This is a genomic window from Aeromonas sp. FDAARGOS 1416 (genome assembly GCF_019048085.1).
Lineage (GTDB): Bacteria > Pseudomonadota > Gammaproteobacteria > Enterobacterales > Aeromonadaceae > Aeromonas > Aeromonas veronii.
In genome coordinates, this window is sequence record NZ_CP077301.1 from 557,711 (window position 1) to 578,238 (window position 20,528).

The following is a 20,528-nucleotide window of genomic DNA, read 5'->3' on the forward strand; positions in this document are numbered from 1 at the left end:
GCAAGAGTGGATTCCCATAGTGTGGCTGGCCTATCCCGGTCACTTTGGGCTCACCACTGAACAGCATGCCGAGCTGCTGGCGAGTCGCTAACGGCGCCAGCGAAGCGGCCACAAACAGGTTAAGGTAGTGTCATGGGTCTTTGACCCGTGACCATACGAGCGGGCAGGTATTGCTGCCCCTATTGCGAGAACAAGCTATGAGTCAGCATTTTTACGTACATCCTGAAAACCCCCAGGCCCGTCTGATCGGTCAGGCGGTACAGATCATCCAGAACGGCGGCGTCATCGTCTATCCGACCGACTCCGGTTATGCGCTGGGTTGCCAGATGGGTGACAAGGGCGCGCTGGAGCGCATCTGCCGCATCCGTCGCCTCGACGCCAACCACGATTTCACCCTGGTGTGCCGCGATCTCTCCGAGATCTCCACCTACGCCAAGGTCGACAACAGCGCGTTTCGCCTGATCAAGAACAACACCCCGGGCGCTTACACCTTCATCTTCAAGGCGACCAAAGAGGTGCCGCGCCGCCTGATGAACGAGAAAAAGAAGAGCATCGGCATCCGGGTGCCGGACAACAAGATAGCTCAGGCGCTCTTGGAAGCACTCGGCGAGCCGCTGCTCTCCACCACACTGATCCTGCCGGACTCCGAGATGGCCGAGTTCGACCCGGAAGAGATCTTCGACAAGCTGGGCAAGCAGATCGATCTGGTGGTCAACGGCGGCTATCTGGGCGAGCAGCCCACCACTGTGGTCGATTTCTCTGACGACGAGCCGGTATTGCGTCGTCGCGGCGCCGGAGACCCGACCCCGTTTGAGTGATGTCGCTGAACCGGTGACAGTCCCCGCTGCCGAGACGGGGACTGGCGCCGCACTACCCATCGCGAAAGTCCTGGGGCAGCCCTATCACGAGCTGCCCCAGGACCTGTTCATCCCGCCCGATGCGCTGGAGGTGTTCCTCGATACCTTCGAGGGGCCGCTCGATCTGCTGCTCTACCTTATCCGGCGTCAGCAGCTCGATATCCTCAACCTGCCGATCCTGCAGATCACTGCCCAGTACATGGAGTACGTGGAGCTGATGCAGGGGCTCAACCTTGAGCTGGCAGCCGAATACCTGCTGATGGCGGCCTGGCTGGCGGAGATCAAATCCCGCCTGCTGCTGCCCAAGGCGCCGGAGCTGGAGGATGAAGAGGAGGGGGAAGACCCGCGGGTGACCCTAATCCGCCGCCTGCAGGAGTACGAGCGCTACAAGGTAGGTGCAGAGAAGGTCAATGAGCTGCCACGGGTGGAGCGGGAGATTTATATCGCAGCCGCCTTGCCCCCCGATTTTGGTGCCCTCAAGCCACTTGCGCCCGATGTTTCGCTGGTTGAGCTCGCCCTTTACATGCAAAGTGTGGTAAAACGCGCGACTCATTTCGAACATCACCAGATCCGCCGCGAACAGATCCCGACCCGGGTGCGCATGGCGGAGATCCTTGCCATGCTCACCCTGGGGCAGACCCTGCGCCTTGAGCAGGTGCTGCGTGCCGAAGAGGGGCGCATGGGGGTTCTGGTGACGTTTCTGGCCCTGCTGGAGCTGTGCAAGGAGCAACTGATCTGGATCCTGCAGGCTGAACCCCTTGGCCCAATTCATTTCGCATTGGCCGAGCAGAGCGAGGAGGGCAACCGTGGCGCTGCCCACTGAACGACTCAAGACCCTGATCGAAGCGGCGCTGTTTGTGGCCGGTCGTCCGCTCAATGTCAGCGAGCTGAAAAGTAGCGTGCTGGCGGATTATCCGGTGACCAGTCGCTATGTTCAGCTGCTGTTGGCCGAGATCAGGCAAGATTACAGCTCGCGGGGCGTCGAGCTCAAAGAGGTCGCCTCCGGTTGGCGCTTTCAGGCGCGTCAGGAGTATGCCGAGGAGCTCTCGCGGCTCTGGAGCGAGCGGGCGCCGCGTTATTCGCGCGCCGTGATGGAGACACTGACCCTGATCGCCTATCGCCAACCCATCACCCGGGCCGAGATAGAAGCGATCCGCGGGGTGGCGGTGTCGAGCCAGATAGTGAATACCCTGAAAGAGCGTGGCTGGGTGCGCAGCATAGGCCACAAAGAGGTGGCAGGTCGCCCCGAACTGCTCGCCACCACCAGAGAGTTTCTGGATTACTTTAATCTGCAGAGTCTGGAGCAGCTCCCCGAGCTGGATCCGGAGCTGCAACCCCTGTTGCCCTCTGCGGTGGACGGGGAGAACGATGCCCGGTGAATGGCGCCCAAGCGTGCCGATTTCACCGAGATATACATTTTTCAACTGTGACGAAGGCTCCAACCGGCGTTTGTTACAGTTAACCCCGTTGCCCCTTTTACCGGTGGGCAGCGATCAACAATCAGGTAACCCCGATGAGTGAAAAACTGCAAAAAGTGTTGGCCCGCGCGGGTCACGGCTCCCGTCGTGAGATGGAGGCCCTGATCACCGCAGGTCGGGTCAGTGTGGATGGCAAGGTCGCCACACTGGGGGATCGCGTCGAAGTGAACGCCGTGATCCGGGTGGATGGTCACCAGGTCAAGACCCGTGCCGCAGAGGAAGTGATCTGCCGCGTACTGGCTTACCACAAGCCGGAAGGGGAGATGTGTACCCGTCACGATCCGGAAGGTCGTCCCACCGTGTTTGATCGTCTGCCCAAGATGGAAGGTGCCCGCTGGATCGCGGTCGGCCGCCTCGACGTCAACACCTCCGGTCTGCTGCTGTTCACCACCGATGGTGAGCTGGCCAATCGTCTGATGCACCCGAGCCACGAAGTGGAACGGGAATACGCGGTACGTGTCTTTGGCGAAATCACCGAAGCCATGCTGCAGCGTCTGCGCAAGGGCGTGCAGCTGGAAGATGGCACTGCCAAGTTCAACAAGATCAAACCGGCTGGCGGTGAGGGTCTGAACCAGTGGTTCAACGTCACCCTGACCGAAGGTCGCAACCGTGAAGTGCGCCGCCTGTGGGAATCCCAGGAAGTGCAGGTGAGCCGCCTGATGCGGATCCGCTACGGCGACGTCAAGCTGGACCGCGGCATCCCGCGCGGCGGCTGGCAAGAGCTGAAACTGCCGGAAGTGAACTACCTGCGTGGTCTGGTCAACCTGCCGCCGGAGACCGAATCCAAGGTCGATCTGCAGCAGGATGGCAAAACCAGCCGTCACAAGCAGGCCGCCCAGATCCGTCGCGCCGTGCAGCGTCACAAAGAGATGCAGGGCAAAGAGCCCCGCGCTCGCGCCACCACCGCCCGTCGCAAGCCGCAAGCCTCTACCCGCAACTCCGGTACCGGCAGCAAGTAAGCCGACAACCCGTTGCGAACTGCGCGCCGTTAAAGGGCGCGCAGTCGGCCAAGCAAAGGCCCGCACCAGATGGTGCGGGCCTTTTTCATCTCTAGCGGGTGACCTCCAGCTGCCGGCTGGCTCCGGTCATATGGCAATGATTGCTCTCATACTCCTCAGTTGGCCGGTTTCATCCACTCTTTGTTGAAGTCGCGGATAAACATCTCTCCCTCTTCATTGCGGGCGGTGACCAGATAGAAGGTGACGTTCTGGCGAAACAGCGAGAGGCGGTAGAGGGCGGCGTTGTCCTCCTCCGAGAGGTTCTTTTTCGAGGTGTCGTTGATGGGCACCAGATCGACTTTGCCCTTTTTCAGCAGCTCGACACACTGGTTGAGGCGGTTGGTGGTTCTGACGATCAGCTTCTCCTCGATGGTCACTCGCTCGATGGCATCGGAGAACCACCCCTTGGGCACGCAGGCGGTTTTCTGCTGCCAGGGCGGGGATTCCAGTCCCTTCTTGTCGGGCGTGGTGTACCAGGACTGGATATCAAAGGCGATGGGGGTACTGAACAACAGGGTGTTGCTGCGCTCGTTGGTCCAGGTAAAGGGGAAGGCGGCGATAGCGTTGCCCAGCTCGATGTTTTTAAGTCCTCTCGGCCAGGGCTGGTAGGAGACCCTCAGATCCGGGTGGCCTGCCGCTTTGAGAGTGGTGAGCACCTTGCTTGCCAGCTCGCCGCCATTGGCCAGCATCGCTGAAGAGTAGGGGGGCAATTCGCCGGTGATAATCACCGCGCTCTGCACCGTGGCGGCCGGGAGCAGCGAGAGAGCAAACAGGGTGGCAAGAAAGCGAAGGGACGAGCGGAGGCGATAAGTGGCAGAGGGCGTGACCGGATAACGGATGTGCATGGCGGGTGACCTCACCTCTATCGATTGCTGACAGCGTAGCGGTTCTGGCAGGGAAAAAACAGACTCGATAAATGCTGTTGGTCGCGGCGTATGGCCCTTGAAGTTCCCTTTGGCGGGCGGAAGGGGTTGTGGCGGTTGCTCTGCTCCGGTGAGCTTGTTAGCCTGTGCGGCTCTGATAGAGGAGTGAACGATGAGCAAGGTACTTGATGAGCTGCTGGCGTTGCTGGCGCTGGAAAAAATCGAGGAGGGCCTGTTTCGGGGCCAGAGCCAGGATCTCGGTCTGCGGGCCGTGTTTGGCGGACAGGTAATGGGGCAGGCCTTGTCAGCCGCCAAGCAGACGGTCGAGACCGGTCGTCAGGTTCACAGTTTTCACTCCTACTTCCTGCGTCCGGGGGATGTGACCCGTCCCATCGTCTATGACGTTGAGAATATTCGCGATGGCCAGACCGTCTCCACCCGTCGGGTCAAGGCTATTCAGGGCGGCAAGCCCATCTTCTATCTCAACGCCTCGTTTCAGGTGCCGGCCGACGGTTTCGAGCATCAGGCGCAGATGCCCACCGGTATCACCCCGCCGGAAGAGCTCAAGAGCGAGCTGGAGCTGGTGCGCCCCTACGAGAACCTGATCCCGGCTTCCCTGCGGGACAAGATCCTCTGCGAGCAGCCCATCGAGATGCGCCCGGTGACCCTGGTCGACCCTATTCGGCCGACGGTGCAGGATCCGGTGCGCCACGTCTGGTTCAAGGCCAACGGCCAGATGCCGGACGATCTGCGAGTGCACAAATACCTGTTGGCCTACGCCTCCGACTTCAACTTCCTGCTCACCTCGTTGCAGCCCCACGGGGTGTCGTACTGGGAGCCGGATATGCAGGTGGCGACCATCGATCACTCCATGTGGTTCCACCGGGATTTCCGTTTCGACGACTGGCTGCTCTACGTGGTAGACAGCCCGAGCGCCAGCAGCGGTCGCGGTCTGGTGCGCGGCCAGTTCTTTACCCGCGATGGTGTGCTGGTGGCGAGCACCATGCAGGAGGGGGTGATCCGCCGTCGCGGCAGTTAAGGCGCAAAGCGGATGGCAAAACGGGGTGGCTTGGGCCACCCCGTTTTCGTTGCTGCGATGTGCGCGGGCGCTGCGGGATCAGCCGCCGCGCTGGTACTTGAAGCGTTTCTTGCGCCGGTAGGGGTAGACATCCTCGAACACCCCCACCTTGATGTTGCTCTGCAGCATCTTCCAGTAGTTGGCGTCGAACATCTCCTTGTGCAGCTGCAACATGATCTCCCGCACCTGCGGCTTTTGCAGCAGGAAGGTGGCGAACTCCTCGGGGAAGATGTCGTTGGGGGCCACCGAGTACCAGGGCTCGGCGCTCCACTCATCCTCGGGGTAGCGCGGCGGCGGGATCTGGCGGAAGTTGCACTCCGTCATGTAGCAGATCTCGTCGTAGTCGTAGAAGACCACCCGGCCGTGACGGGTGACGCCGAAGTTCTTGAACAGCATGTCCCCCGGGAAGATGTTGGCCGCCGCCAGCTGCTTGATGGCGTTGCCGTACTCCTCCAGTGCGAGCCGGGTCTGCTGCTCGTCCGCCTTGTCCAGATAGAGGTTGAGGGGGATCATCTTGCGCTCGGTATAGAGGTGCTTGATCACCAGCTTGTCGTCGCTGATGGTGAGTGCCGAGGGCGCCACCGTCTTGAGTTCGGCAAGCAGTTCCGGCGAGATGCGATCCAGCGGAAACTCGAAGTTGGTGAACTCCTGGGTATCGGCCATCCGACCCACCCGATCGTGCTGTTTAACCAGCCGGTATTTTGCCTTCACCTGCTCGTGGCTCACATCCTTCGGGGGAGTGAACTCGTCTTTTATCACCTTGAACACAACATCGTAGGAGGGGAGGGTAAACACGCTCATCACCATCCCCTTGATGCCCGGCGCAATGATGAACTGATCCCGGCTCTGGGCCAGATGGTGGCGGTAGTGGCGATAGAGCTCGGTCTTGCCATGCTTCTGGCAGCCGATGGCGTTGTAGATCTCGTAATCGGGCTTGTGGGGCATGATCTGGCGCAGGAAGGCGACAAACAGCGCCGGTTCGCGGGCATAGACCATAAAGTAGGCGCGGGCGAAGCCAAAGACGATGGAGGCGAGATCCGGCTCGAAGATGACGGTGTCCACATAGATGCTCTGGCCGGTGCTGAGCAGGGGCAGGATAAAGGGGAAGACCTGATCTTTCACCCGGATCAGCCCCACCAGATAGGCCCCCTTGTTGCGGTAGAACACCTCTTTGAGCAGCTCGATGGCAAAGGGTTCATCATGAAGTATTTGCGGGCCGTTCTCGGCAAGATGGCGGTGGATGTCGACAATATCCCGCTGCTTGTCTTCGTAGGGGAGGGTGAAGCTGTAATCGCCGAGTAGCTGGCTTAGAGTCTGCGGCAAGTGGGCGAGATCGGTGCGATAGATCCGCAGTAGGGCGCTCAGGTCCGGTTTTTCGCCACGGCTGACAAAGGGGTGGATATAGAGGTTCTCGTCGCGGATATTGCGATGGCGAAAGATCCGGCGATAGACGGAGTTGAAGAAGGACTCCGCCACCTCGAAGTTGTCACAGCGGGGCAGCAGGTCGCTGAAGGCACTCTTGACCCGCTTGAGCAGCTCCTGGGTGGCGTGGTGCTCCCCCATCATCTGGCGGATGGAGCTGGCGGTAGCCCCCACATGGTGGTCATAGAGGCGAATACGCTCCCGTCCAGCGAGCTGCACCCCCAGCCAGTCACTGTTCTCGAAGCGGCTCTTGCTGCCCTGGGTTATCTCGAGAAACCGGCTGTAAAACGACTCGAAGCGTTGCAAGATAGTCTCGGCGACGGCCTGTTCCAATGGCTGCTGCATCTCTCTCTTCCTTGTGATCTGTCGGGCCGATAGCGCGAAGGATTGGGTGTAATTTGTTCACACGTCTGGCCACTATCGCAACATTCAAACGTCTGTTCAAGTGGCAATTTTCGGGGATAAACGGTAGATTGCGCCCCTGTTTTGGTGATGGTTTAGCGACTGTTTGCTGTCTGTTTGAGAGGCCGTCCGGCCTGTGAGGAAACCCGATGAAGCTCTATTTTGTCCTGGTAGCACCTGCCCGACCTGCGAACGTGGGGGCAGCTGCCCGCGCCATGAAAACCATGGGATTCGATGCCATGCGACTGGTGGCGAGCCGGGTACACGAAGAGGAGGAGGCGAGCTGGGTGGCCCACGGCGCCCAGGAGATCCTGACTCAGGCCGAAGCGTTCGAGACTTTGCCCGAGGCGCTGGCCGACATGGATCTGGTGATCGCCACCACCGCCCGTGAGCGCGGTCGTTACCAGCACTACCTCACCCCGGGGGAGATCCGCGAGCAGATCCGCAGCAAGCCTTCCCTCGACAAGGTCGCCATCGTCTTTGGCTGCGAGGAGTCGGGGCTCTCCAACGAGCAGCTGGCCGAGGTCGACCTCATTAGCTATCTGCCCCTCAAGGTGAGCTACCCCTCCCTTAATCTGGGGCAGGCGATCATGCTCTACGCCTACGAGATGAGTCAGCTGATGGATGAGCTGAACGCCGACGGTGCTGCTGCGGTAGCAGAAAATTTTGATAACGCTGGGCAGGTTCGGGTGCTGAAAAGCAAAACAGCAGAATTGCTGGGTGAAATCGGAGTTTCGCAGGATGAAAAACTACATCAATGGGTGATGGACCGGGTACCCATGCTGCCGCAGCGGGATTTGAACATGCTCCACCTGCTCTGCAAAGACCTTGCGCGTAAACTTGGCAAAGAGGTTTAAGTTGACAGCCCATCGCCCGCCGCGGTATTGCTAAAAGCCAGCTTCGTCAACGAGTGTTCGTCATGCAGTTATTCACCAACGTCATCACCACCACCATTATTACCGGTACCACCACAGGTGGCACTGGGGCCGGTTGATGCGCTGACGAACAAGCACAGAAATCAAAAAAGGCCCGTACCCATCCAGTACGGGCCTTTTTGTTGGACTGGTTTTTAGATTGAATTTCATAGATTTACAGGGAGAGAAAGCGATGAGAGTGTTGAAATTTGGCGGGTCTTCACTGGCCGATGCAGAACGTTTTTTACGGGTGGCCGATATCGCGGTCAACACCCACGGCCAATCTCAGGTAGCCCTGGTGCTCTCTGCACCTGCCAAGGTGACCAATCATCTGGTGGCGCTGGTGGAACAGACCAGCCGCGGCATGGATGCCAGTTCCACCCTGTTTGAAGTCAACGGTATCTTCTCCCGCCTGCTGGCCGGGTTGAAGGCGGCCTATCCGGCGCTCGATGACAAGGCGCTGCTGGCCCGTCTCACCGCCGAGCTGGATCAGGTTGAGCGGCTGATGCAGGGCATCCGTCTGCTGGGCCTCTGCCCGGACAACGTGCAGGCGCGCATTCTGAGCCGTGGCGAGAACCTCTCCATCGCCTTTATGCACGAGCTGCTGCGGGTGCGCGGTCTGGATCTGGAGCTGATCGTACCGGAAGAGCTGTTGGTGACCGACGGCGGTTATCTGGAAGCCCACGTCGATATCGAAGCGTCCCGCCTGCGTTTTGCCGCCAAGGGGCTGCGTAGCGACTGTCTTTACCTGATGCCGGGCTTTACCGGCGGCAGCGACAAGGGCGAGACCGTGCTGCTGGGTCGCAACGGCTCCGACTACTCCGCCGCCGTCCTGGCTGCCTGTGTCGATGCCGAGTGCTGCGAGATCTGGACTGACGTCGAAGGCTGCTACAGCTGCGACCCCCGTCTGGTGCCGGATGCCTATCTGCTGAAAACCCTCTCCTACAAGGAGGCGATGGAGCTCTCCTACTTCGGCGCCAAGGTGCTGCACCCGAAAACCATCGCGCCGGTGGCCCAGTTCCATATTCCCTGCCTCATCAAGAACAGCTTCAACCCGCAAGGGCCGGGCACCCTGATCGGCCCCGAGAGCGGCGACGATGACCTGAAAGTGAAGGCCATCTCGGATCTCTCCGGCATGTGTATGTTCAACGTCTCCGGCCCCGGCATGAAGGGGATGGTCGGCATGGCCGGTCGCATCTTCTCTGCCGTCTCCCGCGCCGGGGTCAGTATCGTGCTGATCACCCAGTCCTCTTCCGAGTACAGCGTCAGCTTCTGTATCCACAGCTACGACAGCGAGAAGACCCGCAAGGTGCTGGAGCGCGAGTTCGAGCTGGAGTTCAAAAACCAGCTGCTGGAGCCGCTGGATATCATCAGCGATCTGGCGATCATCTCCCTCATCGGTGACGGCATGCGCACCAGCAAGGGGATGGCAGCACGCTTTTTCACCTCGCTGGCGCAAGCCTCCATCAACATCGTCGCCATCGCGCAGGGCTCTAGCGAGCGCTCCATCTCGGCGGTGGTGCGGGATCGCAAGGTGGCGGAAGCCATCAAGGCGTGCCACCAGAACTTCTTTGGCAGCCAGCAGTTTATCGATCTCTTTGTGGTCGGGGTCGGCGGCGTCGGTGCCGCGCTGGTGGATCAGATTGCCCGCCAGCAACCGGTACTGGCCGAGCAGGGCACTGGCCTTCGCGTGGTCGGCATCGCCAACAGCCGCCAGATGGCGGTCAACAAGGATGGCCTGAACCTCGTCAACTGGCGGGAACAGCTGGCGGAAGCCCGCGACAGCTTCTCGCTGGAAGGGGTGAAAAAGCTGGTGGAAGATAGCCACATCATCAACCCGGTGATCGTTGACTGCACCTCCTCCGAGGCGGTGGCCGTCCAGTACGCCGACTTCCTCGCCGCCGGTTTCCACGTGGTCACCCCGAACAAGAAGGCCAACACCGGTTCGCTTGATTACTACAAGGCGCTGCGCCGCACTGCCCGCCAGACTCGCCGCAAGTTCCTGTACGAGACCAACGTCGGCGCCGGTTTGCCGGTTATCGAGAACCTGCAAAACCTTATCAAGGCCGGTGACAAGCTGCGTGCCTTCGACGGCATTCTGTCCGGTTCCCTCTCCTTTATCTTCGGCAAGCTGGATGAAGGGATGGCGTTCTCCGAGGCAACCCAAATCGCCCGTAGCAACGGCTTTACCGAGCCGGATCCCCGCGACGATCTCAACGGCATGGATGTGGCGCGCAAGCTGCTCATTCTGGCTCGCGAGGCGGGCATGGCGCTGGAGCTCTCCGATGTGGAAGTCGAGCAGGCGCTGCCACCCGGCTTTGACGTCAGTGGCGACGTGGAAGCCTTTATGGCCCGCTTGCCCGAAGCTGACGGCTGGTTCCGCGACCAGTTCGCCGCGGCCCAGCGTGAAGGCAAGGTGCTGCGCTATGTGGGCTCCATCGAGGGTGGCAAGTGCAAGGTGGCCATCAAGGCGGTCGGGGCCGACGAGCCGCTGTTCAAGGTCAAAGACGGGGAGAACGCGCTCGCCTTCTTCTCCACCTACTACCAGCCGATCCCGCTGGTGCTGCGCGGCTATGGCGCCGGTACCGAAGTGACCGCGGCGGGCGTCTTTGCCGACGTGCTGCGCACCCAGAACTGGAAGCAGGAGCTATAAGCATGAGTTCAGACATGTACCCCTCTTATATGACGGACGGCGGCAGCGTCGTCGCCTACGCGCCCGCCTCCAGCGCCAACCTGAGCGTGGGATTCGATGTACTGGGGGCGGCGCTCGCCCCCGTGGATGGCTCCCTCTTGGGCGATCGGGTGCAGGTAAAAGCGGCTGACGTGCCTTTTGCCCTCTCATCCGTGGGCCGCTACGCCCACAAGCTGCCGGATGATCCGAAAAAGAATATCCTCCACGACTGCTGGGTCGCCTATGGCGAGGCGCTGGAGAAGCGCGGCCTTAAACTCAAGCCCCTCGAAATGGTGCTGGAGAAGAACCTGCCGGTGGGCTCGGGTCTGGGTTCCAGCGCCTGCAGCGTGGTGGCGGCCCTTGAAGGGCTCAACGCCTTCCACGGCGAGCCGCTCAATGAGCACGACATGCTGCTGCTGATGGGGGAGATGGAAGGCAAGATCTCCGGCTCCGTTCACTACGACAACGTGGCGCCCTGTTATCTGGGCGGCATGCAGCTGGTGCTGGAAGAGCACGGCGTTATCAGTCAGGGTATTCCGGTGTTCGATCAGTGGTACTGGGTGGTCTGCTATCCGGGCACAGTGGTCTCTACCGCCGCGGCCCGCGCCATTCTGCCGGCCCAATATCGCCGTCAGGATTGCCTCACCTATGGCCGCCGCCTGGCTGCCTTTGTCCACGCCAGTTACACCGGGCAGGAGGGGCTGGCGGCGAGCGTATTGAAAGACGTGATTGCCGAGCCCTACCGCGCGGCGCTGATCGAAGGCTTTGCCGAGGTGCGGGCGCAGGCGGCCCAGAACGGGGCGCTGGCTACCGGCATCTCCGGCTCCGGCCCCACCGTGTTTGTGGTGATGAAGGATCTTGCGCAGGCCGAGCGGATGAAGGATTGGATGGAAGCACATTTCGTGCAGAACGAAGATGGATTTGCCCGGGTCTGCAAACTGGACATGGCCGGGGCACGGGTAACAGGAAGCGAGCTATGAATCTCTACAACATCAAGGACAACAGCGAACAGGTGAGCTTCGCGCAGGCGGTGCGTCAGGGCTTGGGTCGCGAACAGGGGCTCTTCTTCCCCGAACAACTCGAACCGCTCGCCGATGTAGATGCCCTGCTGGATCTGCCGTTGGCCGAACGCTCAGCCCGCATCCTGAGCCACCTGCTGGGGGACGAAGTGCCCGCAGCGAAAGTGAGCGAGCTTATCAACGCCGCCTTCACCTTCCCGGCGCCGCTGGTCAAATTGAAAGACGGCACCTATGCCCTCGAGCTGTTCCACGGCCCGACTCTGGCGTTCAAGGATTTCGGCGGCCGCTTTATGGCCCAGTGTCTCGCGGCCTTTAGAACCAACGACAAAATTACTATCCTCACCGCCACCTCCGGCGACACCGGCGCCGCCGTGGCCCACGCCTTCTACGGGCTGGAGGGGATCGAGGTGGTGATCCTCTATCCCAAGGGCAAGATCAGCCCCTTGCAGGAGAAGCTCTTCTGCACCCTCGGCGGCAATATTCGCACCATCGCCATCGACGGCGACTTCGATGCCTGTCAGGCGCTGGTAAAACAGGCCTTTGACGACGAGGAGCTGAAAAAGGCCATTGGCCTCAACTCCGCCAACTCCATCAATATCAGCCGTCTGCTGGCGCAGGTTTGCTACTACTTCGAAGCGGTGGCCCAGTTGCCGAAAGCCGATCGCGCCAAGGCGGTCATCAGCGTGCCGTCCGGCAACTTTGGCAACCTCACTGCGGGGCTGATTGCCAAGGCGCTGGGGCTACCGGTGAAGCGCTTTATCGCCGCCACCAACGCCAACGACACCGTGCCGCGCTACCTGAAAACCGGTCAGTGGGAGCCGCACCAGACAGTGGCCACCCTGTCTAACGCCATGGATGTCAGCCGCCCCAACAACTGGCCGCGAGTGGAAGAGCTCTGCCGTCGCAAAGGCTGGGCGCTGGAGACCTTAGGTTCCGGCATGCGTGACGACGCCCAGACCCGTGATGCGCTGAAACGGCTGCACCAGCTGGATTACCTCTGTGAACCCCACGGCGCCATTGCCTGGGATCTGCTGGGGGAACAGCTGGCCGAGGACGAAGTGGGGGTGTTCCTCTGCACCGCTCATCCCGCCAAGTTCAAGGAGTCGGTGGACGAGATCCTGAGTCTGGATGTGCCGCTGCCCGGCCCGCTCGCCAAGCATGCCGAGCTGCCGCTGCTCTCCGTTAATTTGCCAGCGGAGTTTGCCCGGTTAAGGGCATTTTTGGTGGGCTAACTGCCGCTTAGAGATAATCGATAGAAATAAAAATCCCCCGGTGACGGGGGATTTTTATTTTCTGGATTTGGAAAGGTGACTAAGTTTTTATCTGCGGCTAGTTTCCCACGCTTTACTACTGTTATGGTCGATGGTGGGATTGTGCGGGGTATTTTATAGTTTGGAAAAAGCCCCTCGTGATGGGGCTTTTTCCCATAGGCATTAATATTTCATTTGATAATATCTTCTTTACCTATGCTTTGGAGAAAACACTGGTACTGTTCCAAGTCATTATCTTTAATTCCACTCAAGATAAATTTAGCTAGTTTGTTGATTTCTTGATGATCTATTGGTTGCGATGATCGATCTAGATATTCAACTAGATGTGAAAACTCATTTGTTAATCTAGATACATATATTCCCGCATTTTCAGTCTTACCAAAAAAGCGTTTAATACGCTCATCATGGTCTCTTGATGGCTCTATCGAACTAGGATACTTATAGAATAAAAACGCTTCTAAAAATTTTCTTAAATTATTTCCAAAATTATATATGCTGTGATGTTTGTCGTCGGTGTCATCTAAGGCACACGCATATATTTCACCAAATAAATAGTTTAGTTCGGTAATATAATTTTTTAAATATGATGGCATTAATCGTAATGCACTAGAATCTTGACCTCGCACTACTATAAATTTCTCACATTCATTTTTTGGTGAACTAATTCTTTTTAGGTATTTTAGAAACTCTAAGTTATGAGTGGATACAAAAAGTTGTTCATACTTATATTCCTTTGTTTGATCTGAATGAATAATCGGTGCCGTTAATAGCCCCTCTATTAAGCTGAAAACAAAAAATATATGGTTGCTATCCAAGCTAGATATTGGATCATCAATGAAAATAGTTAGTTTTTTACCTTTGCTATATTGGTCTTCTAGCTTTGCTATAAAATAGCAAAAAGCAACCAAGCTTCTTTCACCATCACTGAGATTATAGGCATCCATATCTCCTCGCATTATTCGGAAAATATAGTCTTTATCAAAATCAGAGCGTTTTTCTGCTTGCAACCTCAAGCCACCATGCCCAAAATAATGATTTAAGTATTTATTTATTTTTTCGGCGCCTTCTTTCTCATTTACTATCTTACTATGTAGTATTTCTATTTCTTCACTGATTTTTGTATTTTCACTCTTTAGTTTTTCAACTTCTCTTGAAAAAGTTAATAACTCTTCTTTTAATGAAGTTGATGTGTCAATATCTTTATCGTAATTAATGCTAAGTAAAAACTCATTAATGTCATTCAATCGCAAAGCATTCCTTGCCTTGACCTGTTGATGTACGAAGCCTGCATTACGAGAATTGAATTCATCGATAAATTTATTGAACTCATCTATTGCAACATTAAGACTGTTATCGAGATTGCTTGAACCTATATCTACAGTGAAATATATGTTCTTGAGTCGTTCACTGATTAGAGCTATTAGTTTTTCTAGTTCGGATCTATATTTTTCTTTAGCTACATTGAACAATGCTAAAACTGAATCATACTCACTTTGTTCAGATATGTAGAATTCATTTTTGTCGGGTATGGAAATGTTATCTAACTTAGATATTTCAGAGTTAATTTCTCCTGTAAGAGATTTAAGCTCTATCTCAAGTTCTTGAGATTCCAAACTGAAATGTCTTTTTAATTTAATCCATAAATCATGTGGTAAAATTTGCCCACAAAAACCACATGATGTACGCTTGTTACTATGTAGTTCTATACCACTTTTGACCCATGCCTGTAATAGAGCATCATTAACTAGCTCTTCCAATGACTCAGTAATATTAATTTTCTTTAATAGTAGATAATTTGCTTTTTCATAGAGTGATGTATATTTATTTGAGAATGATGGTTTCGTTAAAACTTTATTTTTAAGAGTCTCTGATAATGTAGCTTCTAGTTTTGATTTTTCATCGGAACTTAAAATGCCAAGAGAGTTATTTTTGATGTGGTCAATATCTTCCTGTATTCTAGTGATGTTATAGTTTGGTTGGTTATAGAGAGGTTTGTATTTTATTCCAATATTTTGGTCTGTTGCTTTTTTACTTAGTTTCTGGCGAATGGAATTGTTGTGCTTGTCATATTGAACTTTGGCTGAGTCCAGGCTTTCTTTCGCCTGATGATAATCAAAAGCAAGTCCTGTTTTACTTTCTATTGAACCTAGAGTTATTTTTTTAGACTCAATATCATGGAGTATACTTGGATTTGAATCACCAATTATTGCAAATGATGCAACCCCACCTTTATCATCTTTTAAGAAACTAAGGTTTTCATCAACAAAATCTTTATTGTATACACGAACATCATCACATCCTTTTAAATTTTCTTGGTTATAAATCAGGCCATCCTTATATATTTTGTATGCGGCCGGAACATAGTTTTTTGGTATTTCACCTGTTTCTAATGATCTTATTATTTTTGAGATTGTTGTTTTACCTGAATAGTTCCTTCCATAAATAATATTGAGCTTCTTAAAATGAATTACGTTATTTCCATTCTCAGACCTGATGTGAGCATCCCAATTGAAATTTTTGTAGTTACCTAGGTTTTCTATATCTATTTTTGTAATCATATTGAACCTTGCTAAAAATAAAATAAGTATTGAGTGATTAGTTTGTTTTTATAGGCTCTATTTTTGTCGAGATATTAATTTGGGGGTGTTAATACTTTCTGTAAAACAAAATCTGGGACACCCACCTTTTTGGGCAAGACGTAACGCCACTAAATCGCACGCTACCGCCCGTGGATTACAGCTTCCAAAATGCTCCATTAACCAGCGAGGGCTGCAGCCCATCACGGATGAATAGGCACCGGATGGGGATGTTAAGCCAATCGAATCTGGTCGCACCAGTCAAAAAGTGACGTAAGTGTCAGTAATGACTGATTTTTTGCGCTGGCTCAACAAATCTCACTGACCGGGCGCTGGATTCCCATGGCCCTTGATTTTATTGGGGTTGGCGGGTGTGGCGGGAAGGTAGGGGGCAGGCTTGCTGTTGGAGAAGGCTTTACGGGGGCAATCCCGCTCCGGCAATCGGCGCTATAGTGCGGGCGATGGTTGCCCTCTGCTCTGTCTCCCAAGCTGGCGAGGCGGGGGATCTGCGGCAACAATCAGCTGTTGCAATCACAGCCATTTGCAACACATCGTCATGCAAATATGACCATGCAAACACATCACCAGATAGAGAGGAGATCACCCATGAAGCGTACCATCCTGTTCGGCCTGCTCTGCGGCAGCGTGCTGCTGGCCAATCCGGTCTTTGCCAACGACACAGCCCAGTTGCAGTGCGAGGCGCAGGCCGCAGCCAAAAAGCTTAACGGCGCCGCCAAGACCAGCTTTGTCGGCAAGTGCGTGAAAGATGCCGCTGGCGCCAAGACGGGCGAGTGCGAGAAGGCGGCCGCCGACAAGAAGCTGGCCGGTGCGGCCAAGAACAGCTTTATCCAGAAGTGCGTGAAGACGGGCGCGGCGGTGGATCCGGTGGCCAAGTGCGAGAAGGCGGCAGCCGACAAGAAGCTGGCTGGCGCGGCCAAGAACAGCTTTGTCCAGAAGTGCGTGAAGGATAGCGCCGCCAAGTAAGGCATCTTCTCATCCGGTGTGTTTGCGGGGGGCCATCAGGCCCCCCGCGCTTTTTGGGGCGCACTGATGGCGCAACGCACAAGCCTTGTATCGGGGCGGCAATAGCGACACTATTGACTCCTTTTATGGATTCCGCAGAGGCGCAGCCATGACCAGTCGTGACCGGACGAGGCGTTGGCGAGCCCCATTTTTGCGGGATTACGCGCGATAAGGGAGCAAAGCAGGATGATGGAAGGGATAGAATGGCGCTGGCTCAATGAACCGGCCGAGTGGCACCAGACAGACGACGGTTTGCAGGTGGTGACAGACCGGCAGACCGATTTTTGGCGCAGTACCTGGTATGGCTTCGAGCGCCACAGCGGGCATCTCTATGGTTGCGAGGTGGCGGGGGAGTTTACCTTTCAGGTCTGCGTCGAGGGGGAGTTCACCACCCTCTACGATCAGGCGGGGCTGATGCTGCTGCAAGACGACGAGCACTGGCTGAAAGCGGGGATCGAGTACAACGATGCCCAGCCGATGATCGGCAGCGTGCTGACCAATGAGCGCTCTGACTGGGCCACCGGTATTTTCCCCGGCAATCCGCGCCGCTTCTGGCTGCGGCTGACCCGGCTGGCCGATTGCCTGCGTTTGCAATACTCCAGCGATGGCAAGGTGTGGCCGCTGCTGCGCCTCGCTCCGTTCCCGCCAAGCGAGCGCTGCTTTATCGGGGTGATGTGTTGCACGCCTGAGCGGCAGGGGTTAGCTGTGCGCTTCTCTGACCTGCGCCTCACGCCGCCCCTTGGCAAGGCGCTCCATGATTTGAGCTAGGCCAGCGGTTTTGCCTGCGACATTGAGCCAATAAAAAAGCGCCCGCAGGCGCTTTTTTCATTTGGCTGGTAGAGCCTCAATTAGCTGATCAGGCTGGCCCACAGGTCATATTCGTCGGATTCGTCGATCCGTACCTTCACCATGTCCCCCGGCTTGAGGCCGGTTTCGCCGTTGAGGTAGACCAGACCGTCGATCTCCGGCGCATCTGCAAAAGAGCGGCCAGTGGCGCCCTCTTCGTCCACTTCGTCGATGATAACGGTCATCTCCTGACCCACTTTGCGAGCCAGTTTGCGGATGGAGACCTGCTGTTGCAGCTCCATAAAGCGCTGGAAGCGCTCTTCCTGAATCTCTTCCGGTACCGGATCCGGCAGCTCGTTGGCCAGCGCCCCTTCGACCGGGCTGTATTTGAAGCAGCCGACGCGATCCAGCTCCGCCTTGTCGATAAAGTCCAGCAGCATCTGGAAATCTTCCTCGGTCTCGCCCGGGAAGCCGACGATAAAGGTGGAACGCAGGGTGATCTGCGGGCAGATCTCGCGCCACTTCTGGATCCGCTCCAGGGTGCGCTCGACAGTACCCGGGCGCTTCATCAGTTTCAGGATGCGCGGGCTGGCGTGCTGCAGCGGGATGTCGAGGTAGGGCAGCACCTTGCCATCGCGCATCAGCGGGATGACGTCATCCACGTGCGGGTAGGGGTAGACGTAGTGCAGGCGTACCCAGATGTCGAGCTTGGCCAGCTCTTCGCACAGGGCCACCATGCTGGTCTTGACCGGCATGCCGTCGTAGAAACCGGTGCGGTGCTTCACATCGACGCCGTAGGCGGAGGTGTCTTGGGAGATCACCAGCAGCTCCTTCACGCCCGCCTCTTTCAGGCGCTTGGCTTCTGCCAGCACGTCGCCAATGGGGCGGCTCACCAGATCCCCGCGCATGGAGGGGATGATGCAGAAGGTGCAGCGGTGGTTGCAGCCCTCGGAAATCTTCAGATAGGCGTAGTGGCGCGGGGTCAGCTTGACGCCGTGGGCCGGAACCAGACTGGTGAAGGGGTTGTGCTGCGGCTTCTCCACATATTTGTGGACGTGACCCAGCACCTCTTCATAGGCGTGGGGGCCGGTGATCTCGAGCACCTTGGGGTGGATCTCGCGGATCTGGTTCTCTTTGGCGCCAAGGCAGCCGGTGACGATCACCTTGCCGTTCTCGGCAAGCGCTTCGCCGATCGCTTCCAGCGACTCTTGCACCGCGCTGTCGATAAAGCCGCAGGTGTTGACGACGACCAGCTCGGCATCGTCATAGCTGGGCACCACATCGTACCCTTCGGTACGCAGCTGGGTCAGGATGCGTTCTGAATCGACCAGGTTTTTGGGGCAACCCAAGGAGACGAATCCTACTTTGGGGGCCTGTTTTGTGTTGGACATCGCTCAATCACTCTTAGGTGGCTCTTCTTTAAGGGCGCGGATTTTACCGGAATGGTTAACCAAAAACTATACAGCCAGCATGGCAGAACCGAACAATATCTCCGACCAGGCAAGATTGGGCCGCACCAACAGTCGCTGATGGCGCGCCCTTGGTGGGGCTATTGCCTCTGCCGTGCAGGCTTGTTGTGGGGAAGCTGCTTTGTTGATTTTTCTGTCAATTTTGACGCTGTGGCGGGGAGAGCGTCAAAGGGAGTCACTATACTTCCATCACGGGGTCCCGTTGGAGAAGGCGATGGAAAGTTCATTTGGCGAAAAAATGCAGAGCGTACATGCCACGCTCAGGCAGCGCTTTGACAAGCTGAGTCGGGTAGCCATCGCGATTTACGATCCCCATACCGATCAGCTCAAGACCTTTGCCCACAGCACCGAGGGGCCCTCGCCACTGGTGCAGTATGAGGTGAAGCTGAGCGATGTTCCCTCCCTGAGTTATCTGGCGGAGCACAAGCAGCCCCGGGTGCTCGGCAATCTCGATACCCTGCGTGGCTCTGCGTCGGAGCACAGCCGCAAGGTGCTGGAGGCGGGCTATGCCTCCAGCTATACCGAGCCGCTGCTGTTCAACAGCAAGCTGTTTGGCTTTCTGTTTTGCGATGCCATGGAGCCGGGATACTTCGAGGAGCCGATCCGTAGCGAGCTGTCGGCCTATGCCCAGGCGCTCTCGGCCATCATTGCGGTTGAGTTTTTCTCCATCCAGACCCTTGGCGGCGCGCTGACCACGGCGCGGGAGTTCAGCCGTTATCGGGATGAGGAGACTGCCAACCATCTGCACCGGATGTCGGCCTACTCCCGGCTGATTGCCAAGACGCTGGCCCCGACTTGCGGGCTGAGCGATGAGGAGGTGGAGTTTATCTACCTCTTCTCCGAGCTGCACGACATCGGCAAGATCGCTGTGCCGGATGCCATTTTGCTCAAGCCGGGCAAGCTGACCCCGGAAGAGTTCGAGATCATGAAGATCCACCCCGGCAAGGGGCGGGAGATGATCAGTCTGATGATCAACGAGTTTGGTCTCGATGGTATTCACCACACCGACATGCTGACCAACATCATCGCCAGCCATCACGAGCGTTTCGACGGCACAGGTTATCCGCTGGGGCTGGCGGGGGAGGCGATCCCGCTGGCGGCGCGCATCGTGACGGTGGCCGACGTGTTTGATGCCCTGACCAGCGAGCGCCCCTACAAGAAGGCATGGCCGTTCGAGACGGCGTTTGCCTATCTGGAGGAACATGCCGGCAGCCAGTTTGATCCCGCCTGTGTCGCCGCGGCCCTGCGCAACAAGGCCGAGTTTTATGCCATCTATCAGCAGTATCAGGATCCGGCCTGCTCTGCGAGCGTGGCGGCCAGCGGCGCCGAGCCGGGTTGAGCGTGTGTGATGAGCGTAAGGGGGGGAAGAGGCGGTTCAAGCATGGCGAGGAGTAAATAGAGAGGGGGCACCAGCAGGTGCCCCCTCTCTTTTATGCGCCTCTCGATTCCACGCGCCCTTATTTTGCCGACCTTATCTCTGCGGCTATGGCGTTTACGGTCAGGTTACTTTTTGGGCGTCGGCTCGCTGATCTGGTAGAAGTGATCCGCGCAGGCGCTGGAGCAGCCGCAGGGGCGTACCTCTTTATCTTCCCGCTTCTGGGCAAGCTGGTATTGGCGCCACCAGATGATGGTGCCCATGGCCAGGATCAGCACAAACGAGGCGAGCAGGCTCAACAACCAGATGGACATGATCTTTTCTCC

General features: G+C 56.8%; 17 protein-coding genes. 12 read left to right on the forward strand and 5 right to left on the reverse strand.

The window, feature by feature from the left end; translation table 11 throughout:
* Positions 1-197 precede the first annotated feature (197 nt).
* The 4 genes from I6L46_RS02580 (at position 198) to rluB (ending at position 3,294) form a co-directional block, all read left to right on the forward strand.
* A complete protein-coding gene (locus tag I6L46_RS02580) occupies positions 198-818 on the forward strand; it encodes an L-threonylcarbamoyladenylate synthase (RefSeq protein WP_005338129.1) in 621 nt (206 codons plus the stop codon).
* Entirely contained in the window at positions 811-1,680 is an 870-nt protein-coding gene (locus I6L46_RS02585) for a ScpA family protein (protein ID WP_216977305.1), read from the forward strand. Before I6L46_RS02580 ends, I6L46_RS02585 begins: the two co-directional genes overlap by 8 nt.
* Positions 1,664-2,236 (forward strand): SMC-Scp complex subunit ScpB, encoded by a 573-nt coding sequence (gene scpB, locus I6L46_RS02590; protein ID WP_005338125.1) that lies wholly within the window; start codon positions 1,664-1,666, stop codon positions 2,234-2,236. The genes I6L46_RS02585 and scpB overlap by 17 nt, the downstream gene beginning before the upstream one ends.
* 134 nt (positions 2,237-2,370) lie before the next feature.
* Entirely contained in the window at positions 2,371-3,294 is a 924-nt protein-coding gene (rluB, locus tag I6L46_RS02595) for a 23S rRNA pseudouridine(2605) synthase RluB (RefSeq protein ID WP_005347347.1), read from the forward strand.
* 155 nt (positions 3,295-3,449) lie between these two features.
* On the opposite strand, the gene I6L46_RS02600 is transcribed toward rluB, so the two are convergent.
* Positions 3,450-4,178 carry a transporter substrate-binding domain-containing protein gene (locus tag I6L46_RS02600; protein ID WP_216977306.1) on the reverse strand — a complete coding sequence of 243 codons (729 nt, stop codon included), beginning with the start codon at positions 4,176-4,178 and terminating at the stop codon, positions 3,450-3,452.
* A gap of 190 nt (positions 4,179-4,368) precedes the next feature.
* Here I6L46_RS02600 and tesB point away from each other — a divergent pair, with 190 nt between their 5' ends.
* A complete protein-coding gene (tesB, locus tag I6L46_RS02605) occupies positions 4,369-5,235 on the forward strand; it encodes an acyl-CoA thioesterase II (RefSeq protein ID WP_005338122.1) in 867 nt (288 codons plus the stop codon).
* Positions 5,236-5,313: 78 nt separating this feature from the next.
* On the opposite strand, the gene aceK is transcribed toward tesB, so the two are convergent.
* The gene (gene aceK, locus I6L46_RS02610; RefSeq protein ID WP_216977307.1) at positions 5,314-7,041 is read right to left on the reverse strand and encodes a bifunctional isocitrate dehydrogenase kinase/phosphatase; all 1,728 of its coding nucleotides are present in this window, start codon (positions 7,039-7,041) and stop codon (positions 5,314-5,316) included.
* A 206-nt stretch (positions 7,042-7,247) separates the two neighbouring features.
* On the opposite strand from aceK, the gene I6L46_RS02615 reads away from it, so the two are divergent.
* The 4 genes from I6L46_RS02615 (at position 7,248) to thrC (ending at position 12,934) form a co-directional block, all read left to right on the forward strand.
* On the forward strand, positions 7,248-7,955 hold the full coding sequence (locus I6L46_RS02615; protein WP_157161155.1) for a tRNA/rRNA methyltransferase: 708 nt from the start codon (positions 7,248-7,250) through the stop codon (positions 7,953-7,955).
* Positions 7,956-8,205: 250 nt separating this feature from the next.
* Complete coding sequence (gene thrA, locus I6L46_RS02620; RefSeq protein ID WP_216977308.1) at positions 8,206-10,665, forward strand: bifunctional aspartate kinase/homoserine dehydrogenase I; 2,460 nt, start codon at positions 8,206-8,208, stop codon at positions 10,663-10,665.
* Between the two features lie 2 nt (positions 10,666-10,667).
* Positions 10,668-11,663, forward strand: a complete 996-nt coding sequence (gene thrB / locus I6L46_RS02625) for a homoserine kinase (RefSeq protein WP_216977309.1) — start codon at positions 10,668-10,670, stop codon at positions 11,661-11,663.
* Complete coding sequence (thrC, locus tag I6L46_RS02630; protein ID WP_216977310.1) at positions 11,660-12,934, forward strand: threonine synthase; 1,275 nt, start codon at positions 11,660-11,662, stop codon at positions 12,932-12,934. Before thrB ends, thrC begins: the two co-directional genes overlap by 4 nt.
* A gap of 209 nt (positions 12,935-13,143) precedes the next feature.
* Here thrC and I6L46_RS02635 read toward each other — a convergent pair whose 3' ends face one another.
* Complete coding sequence (locus I6L46_RS02635; RefSeq protein WP_216977311.1) at positions 13,144-15,531, reverse strand: AAA family ATPase; 2,388 nt, start codon at positions 15,529-15,531, stop codon at positions 13,144-13,146.
* A 624-nt stretch (positions 15,532-16,155) separates the two neighbouring features.
* Here I6L46_RS02635 and I6L46_RS02640 point away from each other — a divergent pair.
* Together I6L46_RS02640 and I6L46_RS02645 are read left to right on the forward strand one after the other, a co-directional pair.
* The gene (locus I6L46_RS02640; RefSeq protein WP_216977312.1) at positions 16,156-16,533 is read left to right on the forward strand and encodes a hypothetical protein; all 378 of its coding nucleotides are present in this window, start codon (positions 16,156-16,158) and stop codon (positions 16,531-16,533) included.
* Between the two features lie 225 nt (positions 16,534-16,758).
* Positions 16,759-17,340, forward strand: coding sequence for a DUF1349 domain-containing protein (locus I6L46_RS02645; protein ID WP_216977313.1), 582 nt, complete (start codon positions 16,759-16,761; stop codon positions 17,338-17,340).
* Positions 17,341-17,420: 80 nt separating this feature from the next.
* Here I6L46_RS02645 and rimO read toward each other — a convergent pair whose 3' ends face one another.
* Entirely contained in the window at positions 17,421-18,749 is a 1,329-nt protein-coding gene (rimO, locus tag I6L46_RS02650) for a 30S ribosomal protein S12 methylthiotransferase RimO (protein ID WP_021231199.1), read from the reverse strand.
* A gap of 292 nt (positions 18,750-19,041) precedes the next feature.
* On the opposite strand from rimO, the gene I6L46_RS02655 reads away from it, so the two are divergent.
* A complete protein-coding gene (locus tag I6L46_RS02655; RefSeq protein ID WP_216977314.1) occupies positions 19,042-20,166 on the forward strand; it encodes an HD-GYP domain-containing protein in 1,125 nt (374 codons plus the stop codon).
* A gap of 164 nt (positions 20,167-20,330) precedes the next feature.
* On the opposite strand, the gene I6L46_RS02660 is transcribed toward I6L46_RS02655, so the two are convergent.
* Complete coding sequence (locus tag I6L46_RS02660; RefSeq protein WP_139740605.1) at positions 20,331-20,516, reverse strand: hypothetical protein; 186 nt, start codon at positions 20,514-20,516, stop codon at positions 20,331-20,333.
* Positions 20,517-20,528 lie beyond the last annotated feature (12 nt).

Excerpts from the sequence above, each read along its gene's own strand:
- I6L46_RS02655 (WP_216977314.1), top strand. The coding sequence starts at position 19,042 with ATGGAAAGTTCATTTGGCGAAAAAATGCAGAGCGTACATGCCACGCTC.
- thrA (WP_216977308.1), top strand. The coding sequence starts at position 8,206 with ATGAGAGTGTTGAAATTTGGCGGGTCTTCACTGGCCGATGCAGAACGT.
- rimO (WP_021231199.1), bottom strand. The coding sequence starts at position 18,749 with ATGTCCAACACAAAACAGGCCCCCAAAGTAGGATTCGTCTCCTTGGGT.
- I6L46_RS02580 (WP_005338129.1), top strand. The coding sequence starts at position 198 with ATGAGTCAGCATTTTTACGTACATCCTGAAAACCCCCAGGCCCGTCTG.
- tesB (WP_005338122.1), top strand. The coding sequence starts at position 4,369 with ATGAGCAAGGTACTTGATGAGCTGCTGGCGTTGCTGGCGCTGGAAAAA.
- I6L46_RS02660 (WP_139740605.1), bottom strand. The coding sequence starts at position 20,516 with ATGTCCATCTGGTTGTTGAGCCTGCTCGCCTCGTTTGTGCTGATCCTG.
- thrB (WP_216977309.1), top strand. The coding sequence starts at position 10,668 with ATGAGTTCAGACATGTACCCCTCTTATATGACGGACGGCGGCAGCGTC.
- I6L46_RS02600 (WP_216977306.1), bottom strand. The coding sequence starts at position 4,178 with ATGCACATCCGTTATCCGGTCACGCCCTCTGCCACTTATCGCCTCCGC.
- I6L46_RS02640 (WP_216977312.1), top strand. The coding sequence starts at position 16,156 with ATGAAGCGTACCATCCTGTTCGGCCTGCTCTGCGGCAGCGTGCTGCTG.
- I6L46_RS02635 (WP_216977311.1), bottom strand. The coding sequence starts at position 15,531 with ATGATTACAAAAATAGATATAGAAAACCTAGGTAACTACAAAAATTTC.
- rluB (WP_005347347.1), top strand. The coding sequence starts at position 2,371 with ATGAGTGAAAAACTGCAAAAAGTGTTGGCCCGCGCGGGTCACGGCTCC.
- I6L46_RS02645 (WP_216977313.1), top strand. The coding sequence starts at position 16,759 with ATGATGGAAGGGATAGAATGGCGCTGGCTCAATGAACCGGCCGAGTGG.
- thrC (WP_216977310.1), top strand. The coding sequence starts at position 11,660 with ATGAATCTCTACAACATCAAGGACAACAGCGAACAGGTGAGCTTCGCG.
- aceK (WP_216977307.1), bottom strand. The coding sequence starts at position 7,041 with ATGCAGCAGCCATTGGAACAGGCCGTCGCCGAGACTATCTTGCAACGC.
- I6L46_RS02615 (WP_157161155.1), top strand. The coding sequence starts at position 7,248 with ATGAAGCTCTATTTTGTCCTGGTAGCACCTGCCCGACCTGCGAACGTG.